We start from the raw sequence: 19,239 nt of genomic DNA on the forward strand, positions 1-19,239 counted from the left end.
GATCCTCGAGTAGATTAATTGCGAAAAGCGACAAGGGAGCTCAAAACTCCAACTGACGCCAAAATGGCAAGAATGGCCAGGCTGTGTATCTGGGGCAAAAAGGAGATGGTGATCCACAGCGGTGGAACATTGAACATGTCCTCGATTCCGTGGTGCAAAAGCTTAAGCAGGCCAAGGGCGAGGCCTGCGCCCAAAAGTCCCTGAAAGGCTCCGCCCACGAGCAGCGGGAACTGTATGTATGCCCGGCTTGCGCCCACAAAGCGCAGGATTTCCAGTTCATCGCGCCGGGCCAGAAGAGCGAGTTTTATGGTGTTCCCCACCACAAGGCCGACGACAACAAGCAAAAATCCGGTCACCGGCCAGAAAGCCATCTTGGTCAATCCTACCCAAGAGGTCAACAGATCGACCTGCAGAGGATTGAAGGTCACTTTCTCGACCTTGGGCAAGCCTTCAAGACGCCTGACCATGCCCGCAGCCCATTTCTTCCCGTCTTTGGCGGGCAGATCGCATTCGACCAGAGCCGTCGGCGGCAGGGGGCTTCTGCCTTTCATCCAATCCAGATCCACATTTTTCTGAAATGATTGCTCAAGCACGCCAAGAGCCTGATCCGGGGTGAAGGTGCGCACGTTGACCACGCCCTCCATGGCGGACAGACCGGACCAGACCTCCTTCAATTCATCGGAGGCGACATCGGCCTGCCAGTAGACCTGAAACTGGACATTGCCCTGCCTGTTGCCGATCTGCAGATCGAGATTGTGCACGAGCATGAGAAAAGCCCCGCCCAGAAAGGACACCAGGGTGATGGCCGCGATGGTCATGCACAGGGACCACGGAGCCCGGAACAGGTCCCGCACGCCTTGCCCGATGAGCTGAAAAAATACGTTCATGGCCGCCCTCCGACCTGGGCGCATCCTTCGCGCATGACCCCGTCCTCCAGAGTCACGATGCGCGCATCGGCCATGCGTTCCATGATTTCACGGTTATGGGTAGCTATCATGATTGAAGTTCCAAACTTATGAAATTGTTGAAAAATATCCATCATGCGCATGGACAGCTCATGGTCGAGATTTCCCGTGGGCTCATCGGCCAGGAGCAGCTTGGGTTTGACCACCACGGCCCGGGCCACGGCCACCCGCTGCTGTTCGCCGCCGGACAGTTCCTCGCAGGGCGCTCCGGTCTTGTGATCGAGGTGCAGGCTTCTGAGCACCGCCCGGACACGTTTCTCGATGATGTGCTGCCCGATGCCGCGCACCTTCAACGGCAGGGCCACATTGGCGAAAACGGTCTGGTTGGTCAGGATCTTGAAATCCTGGAAGACCACGCTCACGTCGCGGCGGAGCAAATGCTTGCGGCTCTCGGGCAACGTGTTCAAATCATAGCCGGCCACATCGGCCTTGCCGCGTTGCACCGGAAGCGAGCCGTGCAGAATGCGCATGAAGGTCGTCTTTCCGGCACCGGATGGGCCGCACAGAAAGACGAACTCGCCGGGCTTCATGCAGAAATTTATGTCCTTCAATGCCAGCTGCCTGCCGAAGGAGTAGGAAAGTTTGGAAATGCTGATCATGTTTCGTCCCCGGATTTCTCGGCTTCGTCGTGTTTGTGCTCATGGGCGCTGATTTGCTTCAGGAGCGCCTTGGCTTTTTCAAAATCAGGATCATTGCCCAGGGCGTGGGCCAAAAGCGACTTGGCCTTGCCGTATTGTTTTCTGTTCACATAGGCCACGGCGGCGTTGAAGAGAATCTTGGGATTGTCGGGTTCCTTGGACAGCGCCGCGCGGTAGATTTCTATTGCCCGGGCCAGTTCACCCTTGCGCCGGTAGGCCACGGCCATGTTGTTCAGAGTGTCGCAGGTCAGGGATGAGAAAATATACGAACCGAAATCGCGCTGCACTTCATCGACCATGTCCAGATCGACATAGGCGTTCCAGATGTCCTGCTTGATCTGATCGTTCTTGCGATCGATGTTGAGTGCCGTCATGAAACTATTCCGGGCCGCGTGCAGATCTTCCCTGTGCAAGTTTATGGAGCCGCGCAGAATGTAATATTCGGTGTTGTTGGGGCTGATGGAGACAGCCTTGTCCACGGCGGCCAAAGCCTGATCGGGTTTTCCCTGCCAGCACTGGATCTTGGCCATGGTTTCCCAGCCTCTGGCGAAAAGCGGATTCGCGGCCAGAATTTCGCAAAGCATTTCCTCGGCCTTGGGAAAATCAGAAAATTCCATCATCACCCGCACATGCGCAAGCCGTATTCTCTGCATCTGGGAAGGATAGAGCAGTTCAAAGCGGCGCAAAAGATCGAGGGCCTTGGCCTGTTCCTTTGCCGCGCACAAATTCTGGATCTCAATCTTAAGCAGTTCAAAATCCTGTTCGAAGCCGCCATCGAAAACCGTGTTCAAGGCCTCGGACAAAGCCTTGATAGTCACGGGTTTGACCAGATAGGCCGAAGCGCCACCGTCCGAGGCCAGGGCCACGTCCTCCACCTCGGATTTGGAAGTCAGAAATATGAAGGGTATGTATGGAGTTTCCGGTCGTGAACGCACAGCGCGCAACAGGTTCAGACCGTTCATCTTCGGCATGTTCCAGTCGGAAATGATCAGGCCGGGAACGCCTTCCTTGATTTTTCCAAGAGCCTCCTCCCCGTTCTCCGCCTCCAGAAAATGAGTGAACCCAAGGGCACGCAAAAGATTCAAGACCGTCTCCCTGGCAGACAGGATATCTTCAACCACCATCACGGTGATATTTTTGTCCATCTCAAGTTTCCTCGGGGATGAAAAGAATGACGCAAAATCTGCTGCCATGCGGAGTGACATCCTCCACCCAGATCTTGCCTTGAAACATGTTCACTATCTTGCGACAGATGAAAAGTCCGATACCGGTTCCCTTTATCCCGCTTTCAACTGATTTTTCCGTGCGTACGAACTTGTCGAAAATGGATTCCTTGTAGCGATCCTCGATCCCCTCGCCATCATCCTCGACCCAGAACTTGAGCACCGTATGCGTGGGATCCGCTGTTCTGCGCGATTCCCAGGTGCCCATCCCCACCCTGATCCGCCCATTCACGGGCGTATACTTTATGGCGTTTGAAATCAGGTTCTGAACCAGATGTCCAAGCAGCATGGGATCGCCCAGAACCTGAACATCAAGCTCGCACCGGTTTTCGATGGTCATGTTCTTTTCACGGGCCAAGGGCATGAGAGCTTCGACCTGCTCATGCACCAGGGGCAGAAAAGAGACCGGGCAGGGGATGACTCCACGCTCCTGACATTCATCGACACGCGCTATGTGCAGGAATTCGTCGATCATTTCCAGAAGCTTGTTCGCTCCCTTGAAGGCCGTCTCGATGATCGGTTTCTGGGATTCGCTGGGCCCGAGATACGACAACAGATCCATGTTGGAGATGACGGCCGAAAGGGGGCTTTTAAAATCGTGAACCACCATCTGCACCAGTTCGGAGCGCTCGGTGGAGGCGATGATCAGCTCTTTTTGCTTGATCTCAAGCTCCTGCGCCAATTCCTGATACCGCTCCTTTTCCGCCTCCAGCCTTTCAAACATGCCAAGGCTCTCGATCAGGGGAGTGATCCAGCCCGCGTATTCGAGGAGGGCGGACAAATCGGACTTGGTGAAGGGCCCCCCGCCTTCCTTGTCGGAAACGTTTATGACCCCGATGACCCGTTCCTGATCGGAGAGCAGGGGCACGGAAATGAGCGACTTGGTCTTGTAGTTGCCGTTACGGCAGCAAAAACGGGAATCGGTTTCAATATCCTCGATCAGAAGAGGCACCTTGTGCGTGCAGACATACCCGGAGATGCTTTCCGGAGAGAGAGGCTGAGTCAGCCCCACTATCTCCTTTCTGCTGGCGGCCACTACTTTCAGTTCCAGCTTGTCCTCGTCGAACAGCATGACCGAGGCGTTGCGGCTTTTGATCCGTGTCTGGATGAGCATGCCGCCGCAATGCAGTTTTTCGGCCGCGTTCATGGCCCTGCTGGCCAGAATGGCCATCATGCTGCGCAGAAACTGCTCTATCCCGTTAGACTGCTCCATGATCCTGTCCGATCAGCCGCACTTGGTGAAGCCGCAGGACGGACAGACAAAACACCCTTCCTGAAAGACCAGCTCCGTGGTGCATTCCGGGCATTCGGTCTTGGACAGGGATTTGTAGGAACTGCTTGATGTCGTCCCCTGCAAATACTTGTTTTCAAGCACCCAGGACACGGCGTCGGGAATGGAGAGAAGCATGCCCTTTTTCTGAAAAACCGGGTGCTCTCCGCCGATCCCCTTGAGCTGCTTGACTATTTCACGAACATGCACCCCGGAACGCAGCGCCAGGGAAACCAGTCGTCCAATGGCTTCGGCCTTGGCCGTGATGGATCTGCCCGACCGGCCGATGGTGGTGAAAACCTCGAAAGGCTTGCCGTTGACCTCGTTGACCGTCAGATAAAGATCGCCAAGGCCGGTGCGCACCTTCTGCGTGAAACCGTAGACGATGTCGGGCCGGTCCATGGGACGGCAATTGTCATCGCCCTTTTCATCCTTCTGACCCTCTCCGGTGCACAGGACCTGCACGCTCTTGCAGCCGTCGCGGTAGACCGTGACGCCTTTGCAGCCCTCTTCGTAGGCCATCCAGTAGATCTTGTAGATGTCTTCCTGGGTGGCCGAATTGGGCAGGTTGACCGTCTTGGATACGGCATTGTCGGTATGCTTCTGGAAAGCCGCCTGCATCTTGAGGTGCCACTGCGGATCGATGTCCATGGAAGTGACATAGACGCTGCGCAGTTCTTCGGGAAGAAATTCCATGTTTCGGACCGAACCCTTTTCGATCACCTCGGCCATGAGCTTTTCGGAATAACAGCCCTGATCGTGCAAGGCCTTGACAAAGAAGCTGTTGGCCTCGGTCAGCTTTTCGCCGTCCATGACTTGGCGCACGAAGCACAGGGCAAAAAGAGGCTCCACCCCGGACGAACATCCGGCGATGATGGACAGGGTGCCCGTGGGGGCGATGGTCGTGGTCGTGGCGTGGCGATAGGGCCCCAGATTCTGTTCCTTGTAGATGGAGGTCTCGTAGGACGGAAAGGGTCCGCGCTCCATGGCGAGTTTCTTCGACGCCGACCTTGATTCCTTCTGGATGAAATCCATCATCTGCTCGGCGAGCACGATGGCCCGGCGGCTGTCGTAGGGCAGGCCAAGCTGGTAGAGAAGATCGGCCCAGCCCATGACGCCAAGTCCGATCTTCCTGTTCTTGCGCACAGTCTCCGTGATGCGTTCCAGCGGATATTCCGAAGCGTCGATGACGTTGTCCAGAAAGCGAACGCTGAGTTGCACCACTTCACGCAACCTGTCCCAGTCGACCTCGATCCCGCCGTCCTTTTCGAGCACGAACCGGGCCAGATTGATGGAGCCGAGGTTGCAGGCTTCGTAAGGCAGCAAGGGCTGTTCGCCGCACGGATTGGTGCTCTCGATCTCGCCCTGGTCGGGGTTGGGATTGTCGCGGTTGATGCGGTCGATGAAGATGATCCCCGGATCTCCGCTCTCCCAGGCCTTGCGCACCAGAAGCTCGAAGACCTCGCGTGCCTTCAGCGTTTCGATGACCTCCTGCGACTGCGGGGCGATAAGGGGATATTCCTCATCGTGTTCCACGGCCTGCATGAATTTTTCGGTCAACGCCACGGACAGGTTGAAATTGTTGAGGTCTCCCTCGCGTTCCTTGGCTCGGATGAATTCCAGGATATCGGGATGGTCGACGCGCAGGATGCCCATGTTGGCCCCGCGTCTGGTTCCGCCTTGTTTGACCTGCTCGGTCGCGGTGTTGAAAATCTTGAGAAAGGAGATGGGCCCGGAAGCGACGCCGCCGGTTGAACCGACCCGGCTGTCCTTGGGGCGCAGGCGAGTGAAGGAAAATCCCGTTCCTCCGCCGGACTTGTGGATCAGCGCCGCGTGCTTCACCGCATCGAAAATTTCGTCCATGGAGTCGCCGACAGGCAGAACGAAGCAAGCCGCCAGCTGTCCCAATTCCGTACCGGCGTTCATGAGCGTCGGGGAATTGGGCAGAAAATCGTACTGCGTCATCAACGTATAGAATGTGCGGGCCAGATCCTTGGTCTTGAACGGCGAAGAGGGGTAGTTCTTTTCCATGGATGCTATGCTTGCCGCCACCCTCCAGAACATTTCCTTGGCGGTCTCGATGGGCGTCCCATCCAGTCCCTTTCGCTGATAACGTTTTTTCAACACCAACTCGGCGTTGGAATTGAGATTCACGTCGGGCAGATCAGCCGGCATTTTCATAACGTCCATGGATACCTCACTTTCCTTGAAATTATTGTATAGCTATCGAAAATAATTGATTCTTCTTGATCGGTTTTTCTCTGTACTGGAGAAGGGCCCAGACTTCAATCGTGAGAAAAAGAGTTCAATCTTCAAGGTCTTTCAGGCCTCTTAAATAAAGAAAAGATTAGGTTATTGGGATTATTAGTGGGCACATTATGTGCGTTTCTTTATTAAGATACTGAAATATTTATGACTTAATAGTTTGGTAATTTTCAGGTTGATTGTTTTTCAGGTTGCCTGATTTGGGCTTCCTGAAAAACAAGGAACATGGGGACATGTTTGGAACAAAGTTTTCACCAGGTGTTCCTTTGTTTATCAACAATCTGATTTATATACATTTAAATAGACTCATCCGCGATTTCGTCGAGATATTTTCCGTACTCGTTTTTTTTGAATCGTGCGGCCAGCAGTTTGAGCTGGTCTGCATCAATGAACCCTTTTGAAAAGGCGATTTCCTCGATGCAGGCGATCTTGAACCCCTGCCTGTCCTGGATGGCCTGAACAAAACTGCCCGCCTGTTGCAGGGATTCGTGGGTTCCGGCGTCGAGCCAGGCATATCCCCGGCCGAGCAATTCGACCTTGAGGCTGCCGCGACGCAGGTACTCGCGATTGACATCGGTGATCTCAAGTTCCCCGCGTGGGGAGGGGCGCAGGTTTTTCGAGATTTCGACGACTTCGTTGTCATAGAAATAAATGCCCGGAACAACGTATTTCGACTTAGGTTTTTGCGGTTTTTCCTCGATGCTGATCACCTCGCCCGAGGCGTTGAACTCGACGACCCCATAGCGTTGCGGGTCCTTGACCGGATAGCCGAAGACGATGCCGCCTTTGTCGAGCCTGGCGCAGCTGTTCAGAACCTTGGACAGGCCTTCGCCGTAGATGATGTTGTCGCCCAGGACGAGGCAGACGCTGTCCGTACCGATGAAGTCCGCGCCGAGGATGAAGGCCTGGGCCAATCCGTCGGGCGAGGGCTGCACGATATAGGAGAACTTGAGGCCAAGTTCACTGCCGTCTCCGAGCACGTCCTTGAAGCGCGGCAGATCCTGAGGGGTGGAGATGATGAGAATGTCCCGTATCCCTGCCAGCATGAGAATGGAGAGGGGATAGTAGATGAGGGGCTTGTCATAAACGGGGAGAAGCTGCTTGCTGGTGCCGAGAGTCAGGGGATAGAGGCGTGTTCCCGAGCCTCCGGCCAGAATGATTCCTTTCATGGGATTGATCCTTTTGATGCTGTTTCAAGACAACAAAGCACTACTCCAGACCCACTTCACGGACAAGTGTCGACTGATTGCGGTAATGACAACCGCGTCGGGCTTTGGTAGGCAAAACAGGTCAATACAAAAATAATTCGAAGCACAAGGGGCCTGCATGCACGTTACCTGGAAGGATGCCTATACCGCCGGTACGGTGATCATTGGTCAGGGGCTGGATCATCCGCTGATTCACGGCTGGTTCGATGCTGATGCGGAACTGCGGGCCGGAGACATTGTTCACGATCCAAACTGTTCCGTGCAGCTTGAAAACCGGATTCGGCTCTGCCGGGAAGATGGACTCTTCATGCCCGCCTGGGTTGCACGAAAGGAAAAGGGCGTGTTCGTACCGGGAGAATTTTCATGCACGCGGTCCCGACGGGGTTTTTCCCTGGCCTGGATCACCCTGAGCGACAAGGGTTCCCGGGGCGAGCGCGTCGATGCCAGCGGCCCGGCCATTCGCGACGCGGCCATGGAAGCCATGGAGATAGGACTTGCCCGGGGAATGATCATTCCCGACGAGCCTGAAATCCTGAAAGCAGCCCTTGTGGACTGTTGCCTCTTCCAGGGCTTCGATCTTGTCTTCACCACCGGCGGAACCGGAGTCGGCCCCCGCGACATCACCCCCGAAGTGACCCTGCCCCTTTTGGACAAGCGCCTGCCCGGGTTTGAACGCGCCATGACCCAAACCTCCCTCGCCAAAACCCCGCATGCCATGATTTCCCGCGCCGTGGCCGGAGTCATGGGCCTCTCCCTGATTGTGAATCTGCCCGGAAGCCCCAAGGCCGTGCGCGAAAATCTGCACGCCATTTTGCCCGCGCTCAAGCATGCGGTGGAAAAACTACAGGGAGATCCTAGGGATTGTGGACAATAACCCTGAACTGAAACCTTCTGACGAATTCAAAAATTTCTACATAAAATTCTCCGTGATCCGTCTCGGGATCATGGTCTTTCTTTTGTTTTTGGCCTTGGCCGAGATCGTCAATATCTCGGATAGAGGCATGAGACTGGAAGTAAATCGAGATTTTCAGTATATTCTCTTTTTTATCAGCGGTTTTTCATTAAGTATCATATATCTGCTGGCAACAAAGAGATTCATTGGTTCTTTTCTGTTATTCAGGATTCAACTTTTCGCAGACATTTTTTTAACGACTTGGTGGGTTGTATTAACTGGTGGATCATTTAGCGCATTTGTTTTTCTTTATATATTATGTCTTTTTTTCTATGGACGGATAATCGGTTTTAAAACCATAATAATATCCTCATTTCTCGTCTGGATTCTTCTTTTCATCATCTCCTGTTTTCAATTCTACTTTCCACACTATTGGGCTCAGACTCACATTCGCGGTTCCGACCTTGCCTATAACTACAGCTTGTTGACGCTGGCGCTCATTCTGGTCAGTTCTTTGGTCAAATTGAGCCGCACGGCGGAGAATCGGCTTTTATACAGGATCATCGAGCAGGAAGAAGCCCTGCGCAAAGCCGAGGAGATAAAATACCGCGTTTTCGACTGGATCGATGCAGGACTTCTGGTCTTGAATGATAAAGGCAGAATCACGACCGTGAATCAACGCACCCTGAACTGGCTTCCCGGACACGATCGCAATGAGATGATCGGCACCAGATTCGATGTCTATTTCCCGGAATTTCTTCCCTTCTGGAATGATCGTGAACTTGCCTGTCTGCGTCGGAACATGGTCATAAGCAATGAACGTGGACTGGTTTTCGGGTTCAAGATCACCGAATTGCCCGAGAATCAGGGCTGGATGATTCTTTTTTCCGACATTACCGAAGTGCAAAGGCTCGAACGGCAGGTCAAGGAAATGGAGAAGCTGGCCAGCGTCGGCGAACTTGCAGCTGGCCTTGCCCATGAAATGAAGAATCCGCTGGCCGGGATCAAGACCAGTCTTCAGCTTCTTCTCTCGGATGATCTGGAAAAGGAATTTTCCGACAGGCTCTCACGGGTCATACTGCGAGATATCGACCGGCTTGATTTTCTACTCAAGGATTTTCTGATCTTTGCCCGCCCCAAGGCGCCCGAGCCGGAAGCCCTTGATCTGGCAAGGGAGCTGGAGCATGTACTCATGCCCCTTCGCCTGCAATACCCTGGAATTGCCATCGACATCGAGGTCGGGGACGAGCCGTTTTATTTTGATCGCAACCAGCTGCATCAGATCCTCATAAATCTTTTGGTCAATGCCTTGCAGGCTCTTGAAAATACGGAAGATCCGAAGATCAGCATCCGTGAGACGCACGGGCAGGACAGCAGAACCCTGATCATCGTCGACAATGGTCCGGGGCTGGCGCCGAATATGCTGGACAAGTGTTTCGATCCTTTCGTGACCAGCAAGGCCGTGGGTTCGGGGCTAGGCCTGGCCATCGCCCGCAGGCTCGCGGCTCAGAATGGAACATTCATTGATCTCGTCAATATTCCCTCTGGAGGAACCCGGGCCGTGCTGGTTCAGGACCTCTCCTTTTTCCGGACCCAAAAGGATCCCCAGGATACAACGTGAACAATTTCATCGCCGACCTGCACATTCATTCCAAATTTTCCCGGGCCACGAGCAAGAACCTCACACCCAGAAATCTGGTCGCCTGGGCCGGGATCAAGGGCATCGACATTCTGGCCACGGGCGACTTCACCCATCCGGGCTGGATGGACATCATCACCGAACAGCTCGAAGCCGAGGAAAGCGGACTGCTGCGCCTGCGCGACGACAGGGCGCTCGAACAGGAATTGCCCTGGTATTCCGGGAACATGAACACGGCGCACATCCGTTTCATGCTCTGCACTGAAATCAGCTCCATCTACAAGAAGAGGGGCAAGGTCCGAAAAATTCACAATCTGGTCTTCATGCCGAGCATCGACGCAGCCGTCAGGTTCAACACACGCCTGGCTCAGGTCGGCAATCTCGCCTCGGACGGCCGCCCCATTCTCGGGCTCGATGCGCATGATCTCCTCGAAATGGTTCTTGAAACCGATCCGCTGGCCTATCTCATCCCCGCCCATATCTGGACTCCGTGGTTTTCCCTTTTTGGCTCAAAGTCGGGCTTTGATCGTATCGAAGACTGTTTCGAGGATTTGAGTGGAGAAATCTTCGCTCTGGAAACCGGCCTGTCTTCCGATCCCGAGATGAACTGGATGGTCAGCGCCCTGGACCGTTTTACCCTGGTGTCCAATTCCGATGCCCATTCCGGGGAAAAACTGGGACGGGAAGTCAATGTCTTTTCAGGGGAAATGTCTTTTGCGGGCATTCGCGCCGCCCTGGGACGCAAGAGCGAGACGACGCGTTTTGAAGGCACCCTTGAATTCTATCCCGAGGAAGGGAAATACCATCTTGACGGCCACCGCAAATGCGGGGTGATGCTCGAACCCCAGGAGACCGCAGTGCATCGCGGGCTTTGCCCGGTCTGCGGCAAACCTCTGACAATCGGCGTGCTCAATCGCATCTTTGCCCTCTCGGACCGGGATCTGCCCGTGCGTCCCGCCCATCATCCGGGATTTTCGTCCCTGGTACCCCTGACCGAAGTCCTTTCGGAAATTCTGGGAGTGGGCCCCGGCACAAAGAAAGTGCTTGGCATGTACAATCAGCTGGTGCGGGATTTCGGTTCCGAATTCAACATATTGCGCAGCGTCCCCGAAGAAGATCTGCGGCGCTCCTCCGCTGTTTTGGCAGAGGCGGTGCGCAGGATGCGTCAGGGCGTGGTGCACAGGCATTCGGGCTATGACGGCGAGTATGGGCGCATTTCCATGTTCGCTCCTCAGGAACTGCTCGAATTCAAACACGGACGCATGTTGTCCATGGCCGCCCGGTCCGGGCCGCCGGAGGTCTTGGGACAGCGCTGGCGAAAGACCAGCGCGGAGACGCCCCCCTTGCCGGAGGACACGGCCCTGGCGGCCAATGAAATGCAGATGGCCGCGATTCTGGCCGGACCCGGGCCGGTGCTGGTCCTGGCCGGTCCCGGCACGGGCAAGACCCAGACCCTCATGGGCCGGGTGCGGCACCTGCTCGAACAGGGCGCCGATCCGTCGCGAATGCTGATCCTGACCTTCACCCGCAAGGCCGCGCGGGAGTTGAAAGACCGCCTGCAGCGGCTTTGTCCGGGCCTGCCCGTGCTGCCCAAGACCGACACCCTGCACGCACTGGGGCTTGAATACTGGACCTCCGTCATGGGCGAGGCCCCGATCCTTCTCTCCGAGGAGAGCAGCCGCAGGCTTTTCGCGGCGGCCAATCCCGATCTGCAGGGCAAGGAGCTAAGGACCGCGTGGAGTGAGCAGTCCCTGGCCCGCGAAGACGGGGTGCGCATCCCTGGCGAACACACAAGACGCTATCTGGACGACAAGGTCCGCTTCAATCTGGTCGATTACACCGACCTGCTCGAATTCTGGTTTGAACACCTGGAGCTTGGCCAATGCGTTCCGGACTACGATCACGTTCTGATCGACGAGGTGCAGGATCTCTCCGCCCTGCAGCTCGGACTGGTCACGATGCTTTGCTCCCAGGGCGGGCGGGGTTTTTTTGCCATCGGGGACCCGAACCAGGCCATTTACGGATTTCGTGGCGCGGTGCGCAATGTCGAGGCTAGGCTGCGTGATCTTTGGCCGGATCTCAAAAGGATCAGACTGGTTCACAATTACCGCTCGGCGCAGCAGATCCTGAGCCTTGCGGCGCATCTTTTCACGGAGAGGCAGACCCTGGTGGCCCGGAAATCCCTGTCGGCGTCCCTTGTGCTGTTCGAAGCCCAGGGCGCCGAACAGGAGGCGGGCTGGATCGCGGGGCGGGTGCGCGAACTTCTGGGAGGCACGGGGCACTGGCAGGCCGACACGCACGAGGGAAAAAACATTTCCCTCGGCGACATCGCCGTTCTGGTGCGTTTCAAGGCCCTCATCCCGCCCATCGCCAAGGCTCTCGAAAGTGCGGGAATACCCGTTTCCGTGCCCGAACAGGAATCGTTTTTCGTCGATGCGCGGGTGGACCTCATCTTGCGCATTGCCGGAAACGTGCTCGGACTGCCAGACGCCCTGGACGAACAGATCCCGTCCTGTCCGGAGGACGTGGTCGAGAAGGGCCCGCTGGCCATGGCCGTCCATTTTTCCGCAACTCCTCCTTTTGACGCGCTGTTCTGGAAGAGCAGGGCTTTCGTGGATCTGGTCAAGGCCTTCCAGGTCTGCTCGGGCTGGCGCGGGCTCTTGAACATGGTCAGGCTTGAAACCGAGCTCTGCGCCATCAGGGCCAAGGCGCAGAAAGTGCAGATCATGACCATGCACGGAGCCAAGGGGCTTGAATTCGAGGTCGTGTTCCTGCCCGGCCTTGAAGAGGGCATCCTGCCCTTTGCGGGGATGGACATGCTCCTTGGCAAGCCCGGCGACGACAACGTGCTCGACATGGACGAGGAACGCCGCCTCTTCTACGTCGGCCTGACCCGGGCCAAGTCCATGCTCTTTCTCAGCCACTGCGCCAGCCGGCGCGTTTTCGGCAAGACCCTGAAACTCGCCCTGTCGTCCCTGGTGCGCCGTTTGCCCCAGGACATGCTGCGCAAGAGTGCCATCAAGCGTCATGTGCGCCGCAATGAACGGCAGCTGAGCCTCTTTTGACTCCCATGCGCTTTCGACTGGCTGCCCCATCCTGCGTCATTCCCGACCGGGTCGGGCCCAATTGCCGGGCACTTTCCTCCATGGTGGGGGAGGTCGCGCTCATGCTTCTTGAGACTCGCGGTTGCCTGGAGTACGACGAGCTTGATCTGCCCGCGGATCTCCCCGGACTTGGCCTTGGTTATCATGCCCATCTGCCCCTCGACCTGCCCTGGAAGGACGGTCCGGCCGCCGTGGGCGACGTCATTTTCGCTCTTGAGCAAAAAATTGCCTTTCTGCGCCCACGCGGTTATGTGCTCCATCCTCCCGAGCCCGGGGATCTTTCCGGACTGCTGCGGCACAGGCCAAGCCTGTCGTCCAAACTCTGGCTGGAAAACACGCGCGAGGGGGATCTTTGCAAGCTCTGGGACGAGATAGGCGCCCTTGGCCTCGGTGTCTGCCTGGATGTGGGGCACATGGTCAGTTACGGGCAGGAAAGAGTGATGGATCTGCCCGGATTTTTCGAGCGCGTGCGTATTCTCCACATTTACGGCGGAGAATCGGAGCGCGGGCATGCGGGCCTTGACCGGTTGCCCGATCCGAACCAGTTGCGCGACATCCTGTTGCGTCTGAAGGGAGATGAAACGCTGGTGGTTGAAATCTTTTCTCTTGAAGAGCTCGGGCGTTCCCTGAATCTGCTTCAATCCTGGCTGCTTGGGTGGGGTTTGCATCATGATTGATCTGATCCTTGGGGGCAACAAGTCCGGCAAATCCGATTTCGGGCTTGAGCTGTTGTGCCGGGGGCCGCGCCCCTGGACGCTTGTGGCCACGGGGAAATCCCGGGACCTTGCCTTTCGGCGGCAGATCATTACCCATCGCCTGAGCCGGGATGCGGAAATAGCGGTGCGGGAAGTGGACACCGACCTGGCAGGCGCGCTTGGAGCCCTGGCCCCCCTTGGCGGCAGCGTCCTGGTGGACAGCCTTGATTTCTGGATGTTTTCGCTGGCGGGTCAAAGCCGGGAAGACGCCAGGCGCAAGAGAGAGGAGTTTTTTGCCTGCCTTCAGTTTCACGAAGGCGGAAATCTGATTTTAGTCTCGACTGAAATGGGCCTTGGGCCTCTTGCATTCGATGGCGAAATACGGGCATTTGCCCGTGATCTGGGCCAACTCAACCGTGAAATTGCCAGTGTCAGTACAAGTGTGTATCTGGTCGTTGCCGGGTTGGCCCAAAAACTCAAGTGAGAAGGTCATGGCCTATTTTCGAAAGCTGGATCCGAAGCTAGCCAAGCTTCAAGAATTGCTGAATAAAAATGAGCGCTGGCTGATCCTCATCAATGCCGATCCTGATGCCCTGGCCTCGGCCATGGCTTTGAAGCGCATCCTCGCCGGTCGTGTGGAGCAGGTCGCCATCGCCCACGTCAACGAGATCACCCGGCCCGACAATCTGGCCATGATCCGCCTTTTGCGCATCGCGACCAAGAAGCTCAACCCGCTTCTTCTGGCCCAGTACGACCGCTTTGCGCTGGTCGATTCCCAGCCGCACCACCACCCGGATTTCGCGAACATCCATTTTTCCGTGGTCATCGACCATCATCCCAAGGTCGCGGGGACGCCCGTGGAGGCCGATTTCGTCGAGATCGTGTCCGAGTACGGTTCCAACGCGACCATCATGACCGAGTATCTCTACAATCTGGGGCTGCGTCCGGGGAAACTGCTGGCCACCGCCCTTTTGTACGGGATCAAGACCGACACGCAGAGCTTCGAGCGCGAGTTTCATGACAACGACATGAAGGCTTTTCGCTATCTCTCGAAGTTCTACAACAAGCCCCTGCTGCACAAGATCATCCGCTCGGAATTTCGCCTGGAGTGGCTCAAGTACTTTACCCAGGCTTTCCGCAAGATGCGCGTCACCGGCAAGACCATCACCATCTTCATGGGCAAGGTCGATTCTTCCGACATTCTGGTCGTCTTGGCCGATTTTTTCCTGCGCGTGCACGGGCTGTCCACGACCATGATCAGCGGCATCAGCGAGGACAAGCTCGTTGTCGTGTTTCGCGGCGACGGCCTGCGACGTGACATGGGCAAGTTCGCCAAGCGCCTTTTTGGCGATGTGGGTTCGGCCGGAGGACACAAGTCCATGGCTCGGGCCGAAATTCCCATGGAGAAGCTGGGCTGTCAGCATGCCAGCCAGTTTGTGTGGGAGCGCCTGCATGGCGGCGCGGATGTGAAGAAAAAGAAGAAAGAGCTGGAGACAGCACCGAACGGGGCCTCATAACCGGCCCCGCTTCCCCCAAACCGGAGGGCGCATGAGTTTGCAAACAAGGCTCGGACTGAAAACCGAGCCGCTTTTTTTGATCGACGGCCACGCCTTCATCTATCGCGGTTTTTACGCCTATCCCGATTTCAAGCGCTCCGACGGGTTTCCGACCAGCGCCATGTATATCGTTTTCAAGCTGGTCCTGAAACTCCTGCGCGAAGAGAATCCATCCCACCTCGTTTTTGTCACCGACGGCCGCGCCCCCACGTTCAGGCACGAGCTTCTGCCCTCCTACAAGGCCAACCGGCCCCGCATGCCCGAAGGGCTTGCCGCGCAGCTCGAACCGTTGAAGGCTGGACTCAGGCTGCTGGGCATCCGCGTGCTTGAAGCCGAGGGTGGAGAGGCCGACGACTGCATCGCCTCCCTGGCTTCCCGTTTCAAGGAAGATCGCAGCGTGGTCATTGTCGGCGCGGACAAGGATCTGCGGCAGTGCCTGGATGAGAACGTGGTCATGTGGGACCCTGCCCAGGGCAAGGAGAAGCTCGTCACCCGGGATGGCTTTGTGGAGGAGACGGGCCTCAAGCCGGACCAGTGGGCGGATTTTCAGGCCATGACCGGCGACGCGGCGGACAACATTCCCGGCATCCCGAAAGTGGGGCCGAAGACGGCCATGGGCTTTCTGCGCCGCTTTCCGAGCCTTGACGCGCTCAAGAAAAATTTCGACCGGCTTACGGCCAAGGAGCAGACCCTGCTCGCCCCGCACATGGAGCAGGTCTTCGTGTATCGGGAGCTGACCACCCTGCGCACGGACATGTGCAGGGAGTACGGCCTTGACGATCTGGCCGTGGGCGAGATTGACGGCGGGGCGCTGGATTTTTTCAAGGAATATGAGTTCCGCTCCCTGTTGTCGGAATTTCAGGCCCTGGCCCGCAAGAACGGGCGTACCAGTACGAACGGTGCTCAGGCAGAAGCGGCCGTCAAGACCGATCCGGCCCCGGACAGGGAAGAAAAACCCGGCCCGGCGCGGGTCGAACCGCGTCTGGCGCCGAGTCTTGAGTCCATGGCCGGAAAGGACGTGGGCCTTTACGCCGAGGGCGAAAAGTGGATTCTGGGCACGGACGCCGAAGAGCTCCTGTACATGGGCGCGGCCTCGGATCTGTGCCGTGCGCTGGCCGGGGCGCATGTGTTCGTGACTTCCTACAAGGGCGTGCTCGAACAGGGCCGTCTTGATCTCTCGGGCTGCGCGGAAGTCTTCGACATAGAGCTTGCCGCCTATCTTTTGAGCCCTGAAGAGCGCAATTACACCCTGGAGCGGATTCGCGACGGGCTGGGGGACGAGATCGACGTGCACCGGGAAAATCACGGACAGGCAGTGCTCGCCGTAGGCCGCCTGTTGCGTGCGCGGCTTGCCGGTTCGGAGCTGCTCGGGCTTATGCAGGGTCTTGAACTGCCCCTGACCGAGGTGCTGGTGCGCATGCAGAAACGCGGCATCCGCATCGACGAGGCCAGGTTCCAGGATTTTCTCTCCATGGTCCAGACCGAGCTGGATCGACTGACGCAGAAAATTCATGAGCAGGCCGGAGAAGAGTTCAACATCCGCTCCAGTCAGCAGCTGGGCGAGGTGCTTTTTTCAAGGCTCGGCCTGACCAGCAAGCAGAAGACTCCGGGCGGGGCCCAATCCACGTCCAGCAGCGTGCTTGAAGGATTGGCCGGGGATCATCCCATCGTTGCCGATGTGCTTGAATTCAGGATGTACGAGAAGCTGCGCTCCACATACCTTGAGCCCATGCCCCGGCTGGCCGACAGGAACGGGCGCATCCACACCACCTTCAACCAGCTGGCCACGGCCACCGGCCGCCTTTCGAGCAGCAATCCCAACCTGCAGAACATACCCATAAGGGGAGTGCTCGGCCCGCGCATGCGCTCCTGTTTCGTGGCCGCTCCGGGCAACCGGCTTGTGGCTGCGGACTATTCGCAGGTCGAGCTCAGGGTGCTGGCGCACATGTCTGGCGATCCGACCCTCACGGACGCCTTTGCCGCCGGTGACGACATTCACGCCCGCACGGCCGGGATCCTCTTCGACAAGGCCGAGGTCAGCGCCGACGAGCGGCGCAAGGCCAAGACCATCAATTTCGGTCTGCTCTACGGCATGGGCCCGCAGAAGCTGGGGCGGGAGCTTGGCATCAGCCTGAAGGAGGCCAAGGAGTTCATCGCGGTCTACTTCAGCAAACTGTCCCGCGTGCGGGAGTTCTACGAGGAGATCGAGGCCGGGGCCAAGTCCCTGGGCTATGTGACCACCCTGGCCGGGAGAAGGCGCATGCTGCCCGGGATCAATTCCCGCAACGTGAACATGGCGCAGCAGGCCAGGCGCATGGCCATCAACACCGTGGTCCAGGGTTCGGCGGCGGATATCATCAAAAAGGCCATGCTCGAAGTGGACAAGAGCCCGGTTATTGGCGAATTAGACGCGAGCCTGATCCTGCAGATTCACGACGAACTTCTGCTCGAAGCCCCGGCGGCAAAGGCCCGGGAAGTGGGCCAGGCCGTCGCCGGGATCATGTCCTCCGTGCACAGCCTCAGCGTTCCCCTCGTGGTTGATTGGGGCGTTGGCGAGGACTGGGGCGCGGCTCATCAATAAACATTTGCAAACATCTTTTGCGGATACGATATGCTCAATAAATCAAGATTGTTGACTCCCGGACCCACTCCCTTGCCGGAGGAGGTTCGGCTGGCCCTGGCCAAGGACATGGTCCATCACCGCAAGCGCGATTTCGTGCAGGTCATGGAGCGCATTCAGCCCGGCCTCAAGTATCTCTTCGGCACCGCGCAGCAGGTCCTGCCCCTGTCCTGTTCGGGCACGGGAGCCATGCACGCGGCCGTGACCAACCTCTTCGCGCCCGGTGAAAAGGTGCTCGTTATCGAGGGCGGCAAGTTCGGAGAGCGCTGGCGCGAGATCGCCGAGGCTCATGGCCTTGTGGTCACCTCCCTGGTTTTTGAAAACGGCAGCGCCGTTGCCGCCGAGGATGTGCGGGCGGCCCTGGCGGCGGACCCCGAGCTTCGCGGCGTGCTGGTCCAGGCCTCGGAGACCTCCACCGGAGTGCTGCACCCCGTGCACGAACTTGGCGCGGTGACCCGTGACAAGGATGTGCTCCTTGTCGTCGACGGCATCTCCGCTGTCGGAATTTCTCCTTGCCCCATGGACGCCTGGGGCATCGACTGCCTGCTGACGGGGTCCCAGAAGGGTCTCATGCTTCCGCCCGGCCTGGCCTTGCTGGCCCTTAGCGAGCGCGCCTGGGACAAGGTGCGCGCGGTCGGTTCCACCAATTTCTATTTCAACCTGCTGGCCGAGCGGGACAAGAGCCTGGGTCATCAGACCCTCTTCACGTCCCCGGTCAATCTGCTGCAAGGGCTGGCCGTGAGTCTCGATCTGTTCAGGGAACAGACCCTTGAGGCCGTGTACGCCAAGCAATGGGCCCTGACCTCCATGGCCCGGGCCGGAGCGGCGAGCATGGGGCTTGAACTTCTGGCCAAGACACATTTCACCTGGGGACTGACCTCCATCAAGATCCCGTTGGGCGTCGATGGAAGCGAAGTGCTCAAGGTGGCGGCGGAACGCTGCGGAGTGATCATGGCCGGGGGCCAGGGCGAACTCAAGAAGAGCCTCGTCAGGCTGGGTCACATGGGTCATGTGGATTGGAGCGACGTCCTGGCGGGACTTCACGCCCTGCGCGTGGGTTTGCACGCGGCCGGAGGATATTGTGCCGCAAGGACGTATATGGAAGACGCCGTCAATGCCTATGAAGAAGCGCTGCGCGACGGTTGCCCCGAAATTCGGGCGTAA

The 19,239-nt window shown here is 57.5% G+C and carries 14 protein-coding genes; 8 read left to right on the top strand and 6 right to left on the bottom strand.

The window, feature by feature from the left end:
- Nucleotides 1–14: 14 nt before the first annotated feature.
- From BMZ40_RS00300 to rfbA, 6 genes are all read right to left on the bottom strand, one after another.
- Complete coding sequence (locus BMZ40_RS00300; protein ID WP_177192935.1) at nt 15–887, bottom strand: cell division protein FtsX; 873 nt, start codon at nt 885–887, stop codon at nt 15–17.
- Entirely contained in the window at nt 884–1,564 is a 681-nt protein-coding gene (locus tag BMZ40_RS00305) for a cell division ATP-binding protein FtsE (RefSeq protein ID WP_092372162.1), read from the bottom strand. Before BMZ40_RS00305 ends, BMZ40_RS00300 begins: the two co-directional genes overlap by 4 nt.
- A complete protein-coding gene (locus BMZ40_RS00310) occupies nt 1,561–2,748 on the bottom strand; it encodes a response regulator (RefSeq protein WP_177192936.1) in 1,188 nt (395 codons plus the stop codon). The genes BMZ40_RS00305 and BMZ40_RS00310 overlap by 4 nt, the downstream gene beginning before the upstream one ends.
- Before the next feature lies 1 nt (nt 2,749).
- Entirely contained in the window at nt 2,750–4,039 is a 1,290-nt protein-coding gene (locus BMZ40_RS00315) for a GAF domain-containing sensor histidine kinase (protein ID WP_092372164.1), read from the bottom strand.
- Nucleotides 4,040–4,051: 12 nt separating this feature from the next.
- Nucleotides 4,052–6,286, bottom strand: a complete 2,235-nt coding sequence (locus tag BMZ40_RS00320) for a vitamin B12-dependent ribonucleotide reductase (protein ID WP_092372165.1) — start codon at nt 6,284–6,286, stop codon at nt 4,052–4,054.
- Between the two features lie 371 nt (nt 6,287–6,657).
- Nucleotides 6,658–7,530 carry a glucose-1-phosphate thymidylyltransferase RfbA gene (gene rfbA, locus BMZ40_RS00325; protein ID WP_092372166.1) on the bottom strand — a complete coding sequence of 291 codons (873 nt, stop codon included), beginning with the start codon at nt 7,528–7,530 and terminating at the stop codon, nt 6,658–6,660.
- Nucleotides 7,531–7,687: 157 nt separating this feature from the next.
- Between rfbA and BMZ40_RS00330 the strand changes: the two genes are divergently transcribed.
- The 8 genes from BMZ40_RS00330 (at nt 7,688) to BMZ40_RS00365 (ending at nt 19,239) form a co-directional block, all read left to right on the top strand.
- Nucleotides 7,688–8,443, top strand: coding sequence for a MogA/MoaB family molybdenum cofactor biosynthesis protein (locus BMZ40_RS00330; RefSeq protein WP_092372167.1), 756 nt, complete (start codon nt 7,688–7,690; stop codon nt 8,441–8,443).
- A 532-nt stretch (nt 8,444–8,975) separates the two neighbouring features.
- Entirely contained in the window at nt 8,976–10,082 is a 1,107-nt protein-coding gene (locus BMZ40_RS00335) for a sensor histidine kinase (protein ID WP_177192937.1), read from the top strand.
- Nucleotides 10,079–13,165, top strand: coding sequence for a UvrD-helicase domain-containing protein (locus BMZ40_RS00340; protein ID WP_092372169.1), 3,087 nt, complete (start codon nt 10,079–10,081; stop codon nt 13,163–13,165). Before BMZ40_RS00335 ends, BMZ40_RS00340 begins: the two co-directional genes overlap by 4 nt.
- 5 nt (nt 13,166–13,170) lie before the next feature.
- Nucleotides 13,171–13,881, top strand: a complete 711-nt coding sequence (cbiR, locus tag BMZ40_RS00345) for a cobamide remodeling phosphodiesterase CbiR (RefSeq protein ID WP_143075493.1) — start codon at nt 13,171–13,173, stop codon at nt 13,879–13,881.
- The gene (locus BMZ40_RS00350) at nt 13,874–14,383 is read left to right on the top strand and encodes a bifunctional adenosylcobinamide kinase/adenosylcobinamide-phosphate guanylyltransferase (protein WP_092372171.1); all 510 of its coding nucleotides are present in this window, start codon (nt 13,874–13,876) and stop codon (nt 14,381–14,383) included. The genes cbiR and BMZ40_RS00350 overlap by 8 nt, the downstream gene beginning before the upstream one ends.
- A gap of 7 nt (nt 14,384–14,390) precedes the next feature.
- Nucleotides 14,391–15,416: a DHH family phosphoesterase gene (locus BMZ40_RS00355; RefSeq protein ID WP_092189866.1), complete on the top strand. Its 1,026-nt coding sequence runs from the start codon at nt 14,391–14,393 to the stop codon at nt 15,414–15,416.
- 31 nt (nt 15,417–15,447) lie between these two features.
- Nucleotides 15,448–18,036 carry a DNA polymerase I gene (gene polA / locus BMZ40_RS00360; protein ID WP_092372172.1) on the top strand — a complete coding sequence of 863 codons (2,589 nt, stop codon included), beginning with the start codon at nt 15,448–15,450 and terminating at the stop codon, nt 18,034–18,036.
- A 30-nt stretch (nt 18,037–18,066) separates the two neighbouring features.
- Entirely contained in the window at nt 18,067–19,239 is a 1,173-nt protein-coding gene (locus BMZ40_RS00365; protein WP_092372173.1) for a pyridoxal-phosphate-dependent aminotransferase family protein, read from the top strand.

Origin of the sequence: Desulfomicrobium apsheronum (assembly GCF_900114115.1) — a bacterium.
Taxonomy (GTDB): domain Bacteria; phylum Desulfobacterota; class Desulfovibrionia; order Desulfovibrionales; family Desulfomicrobiaceae; genus Desulfomicrobium; species Desulfomicrobium apsheronum.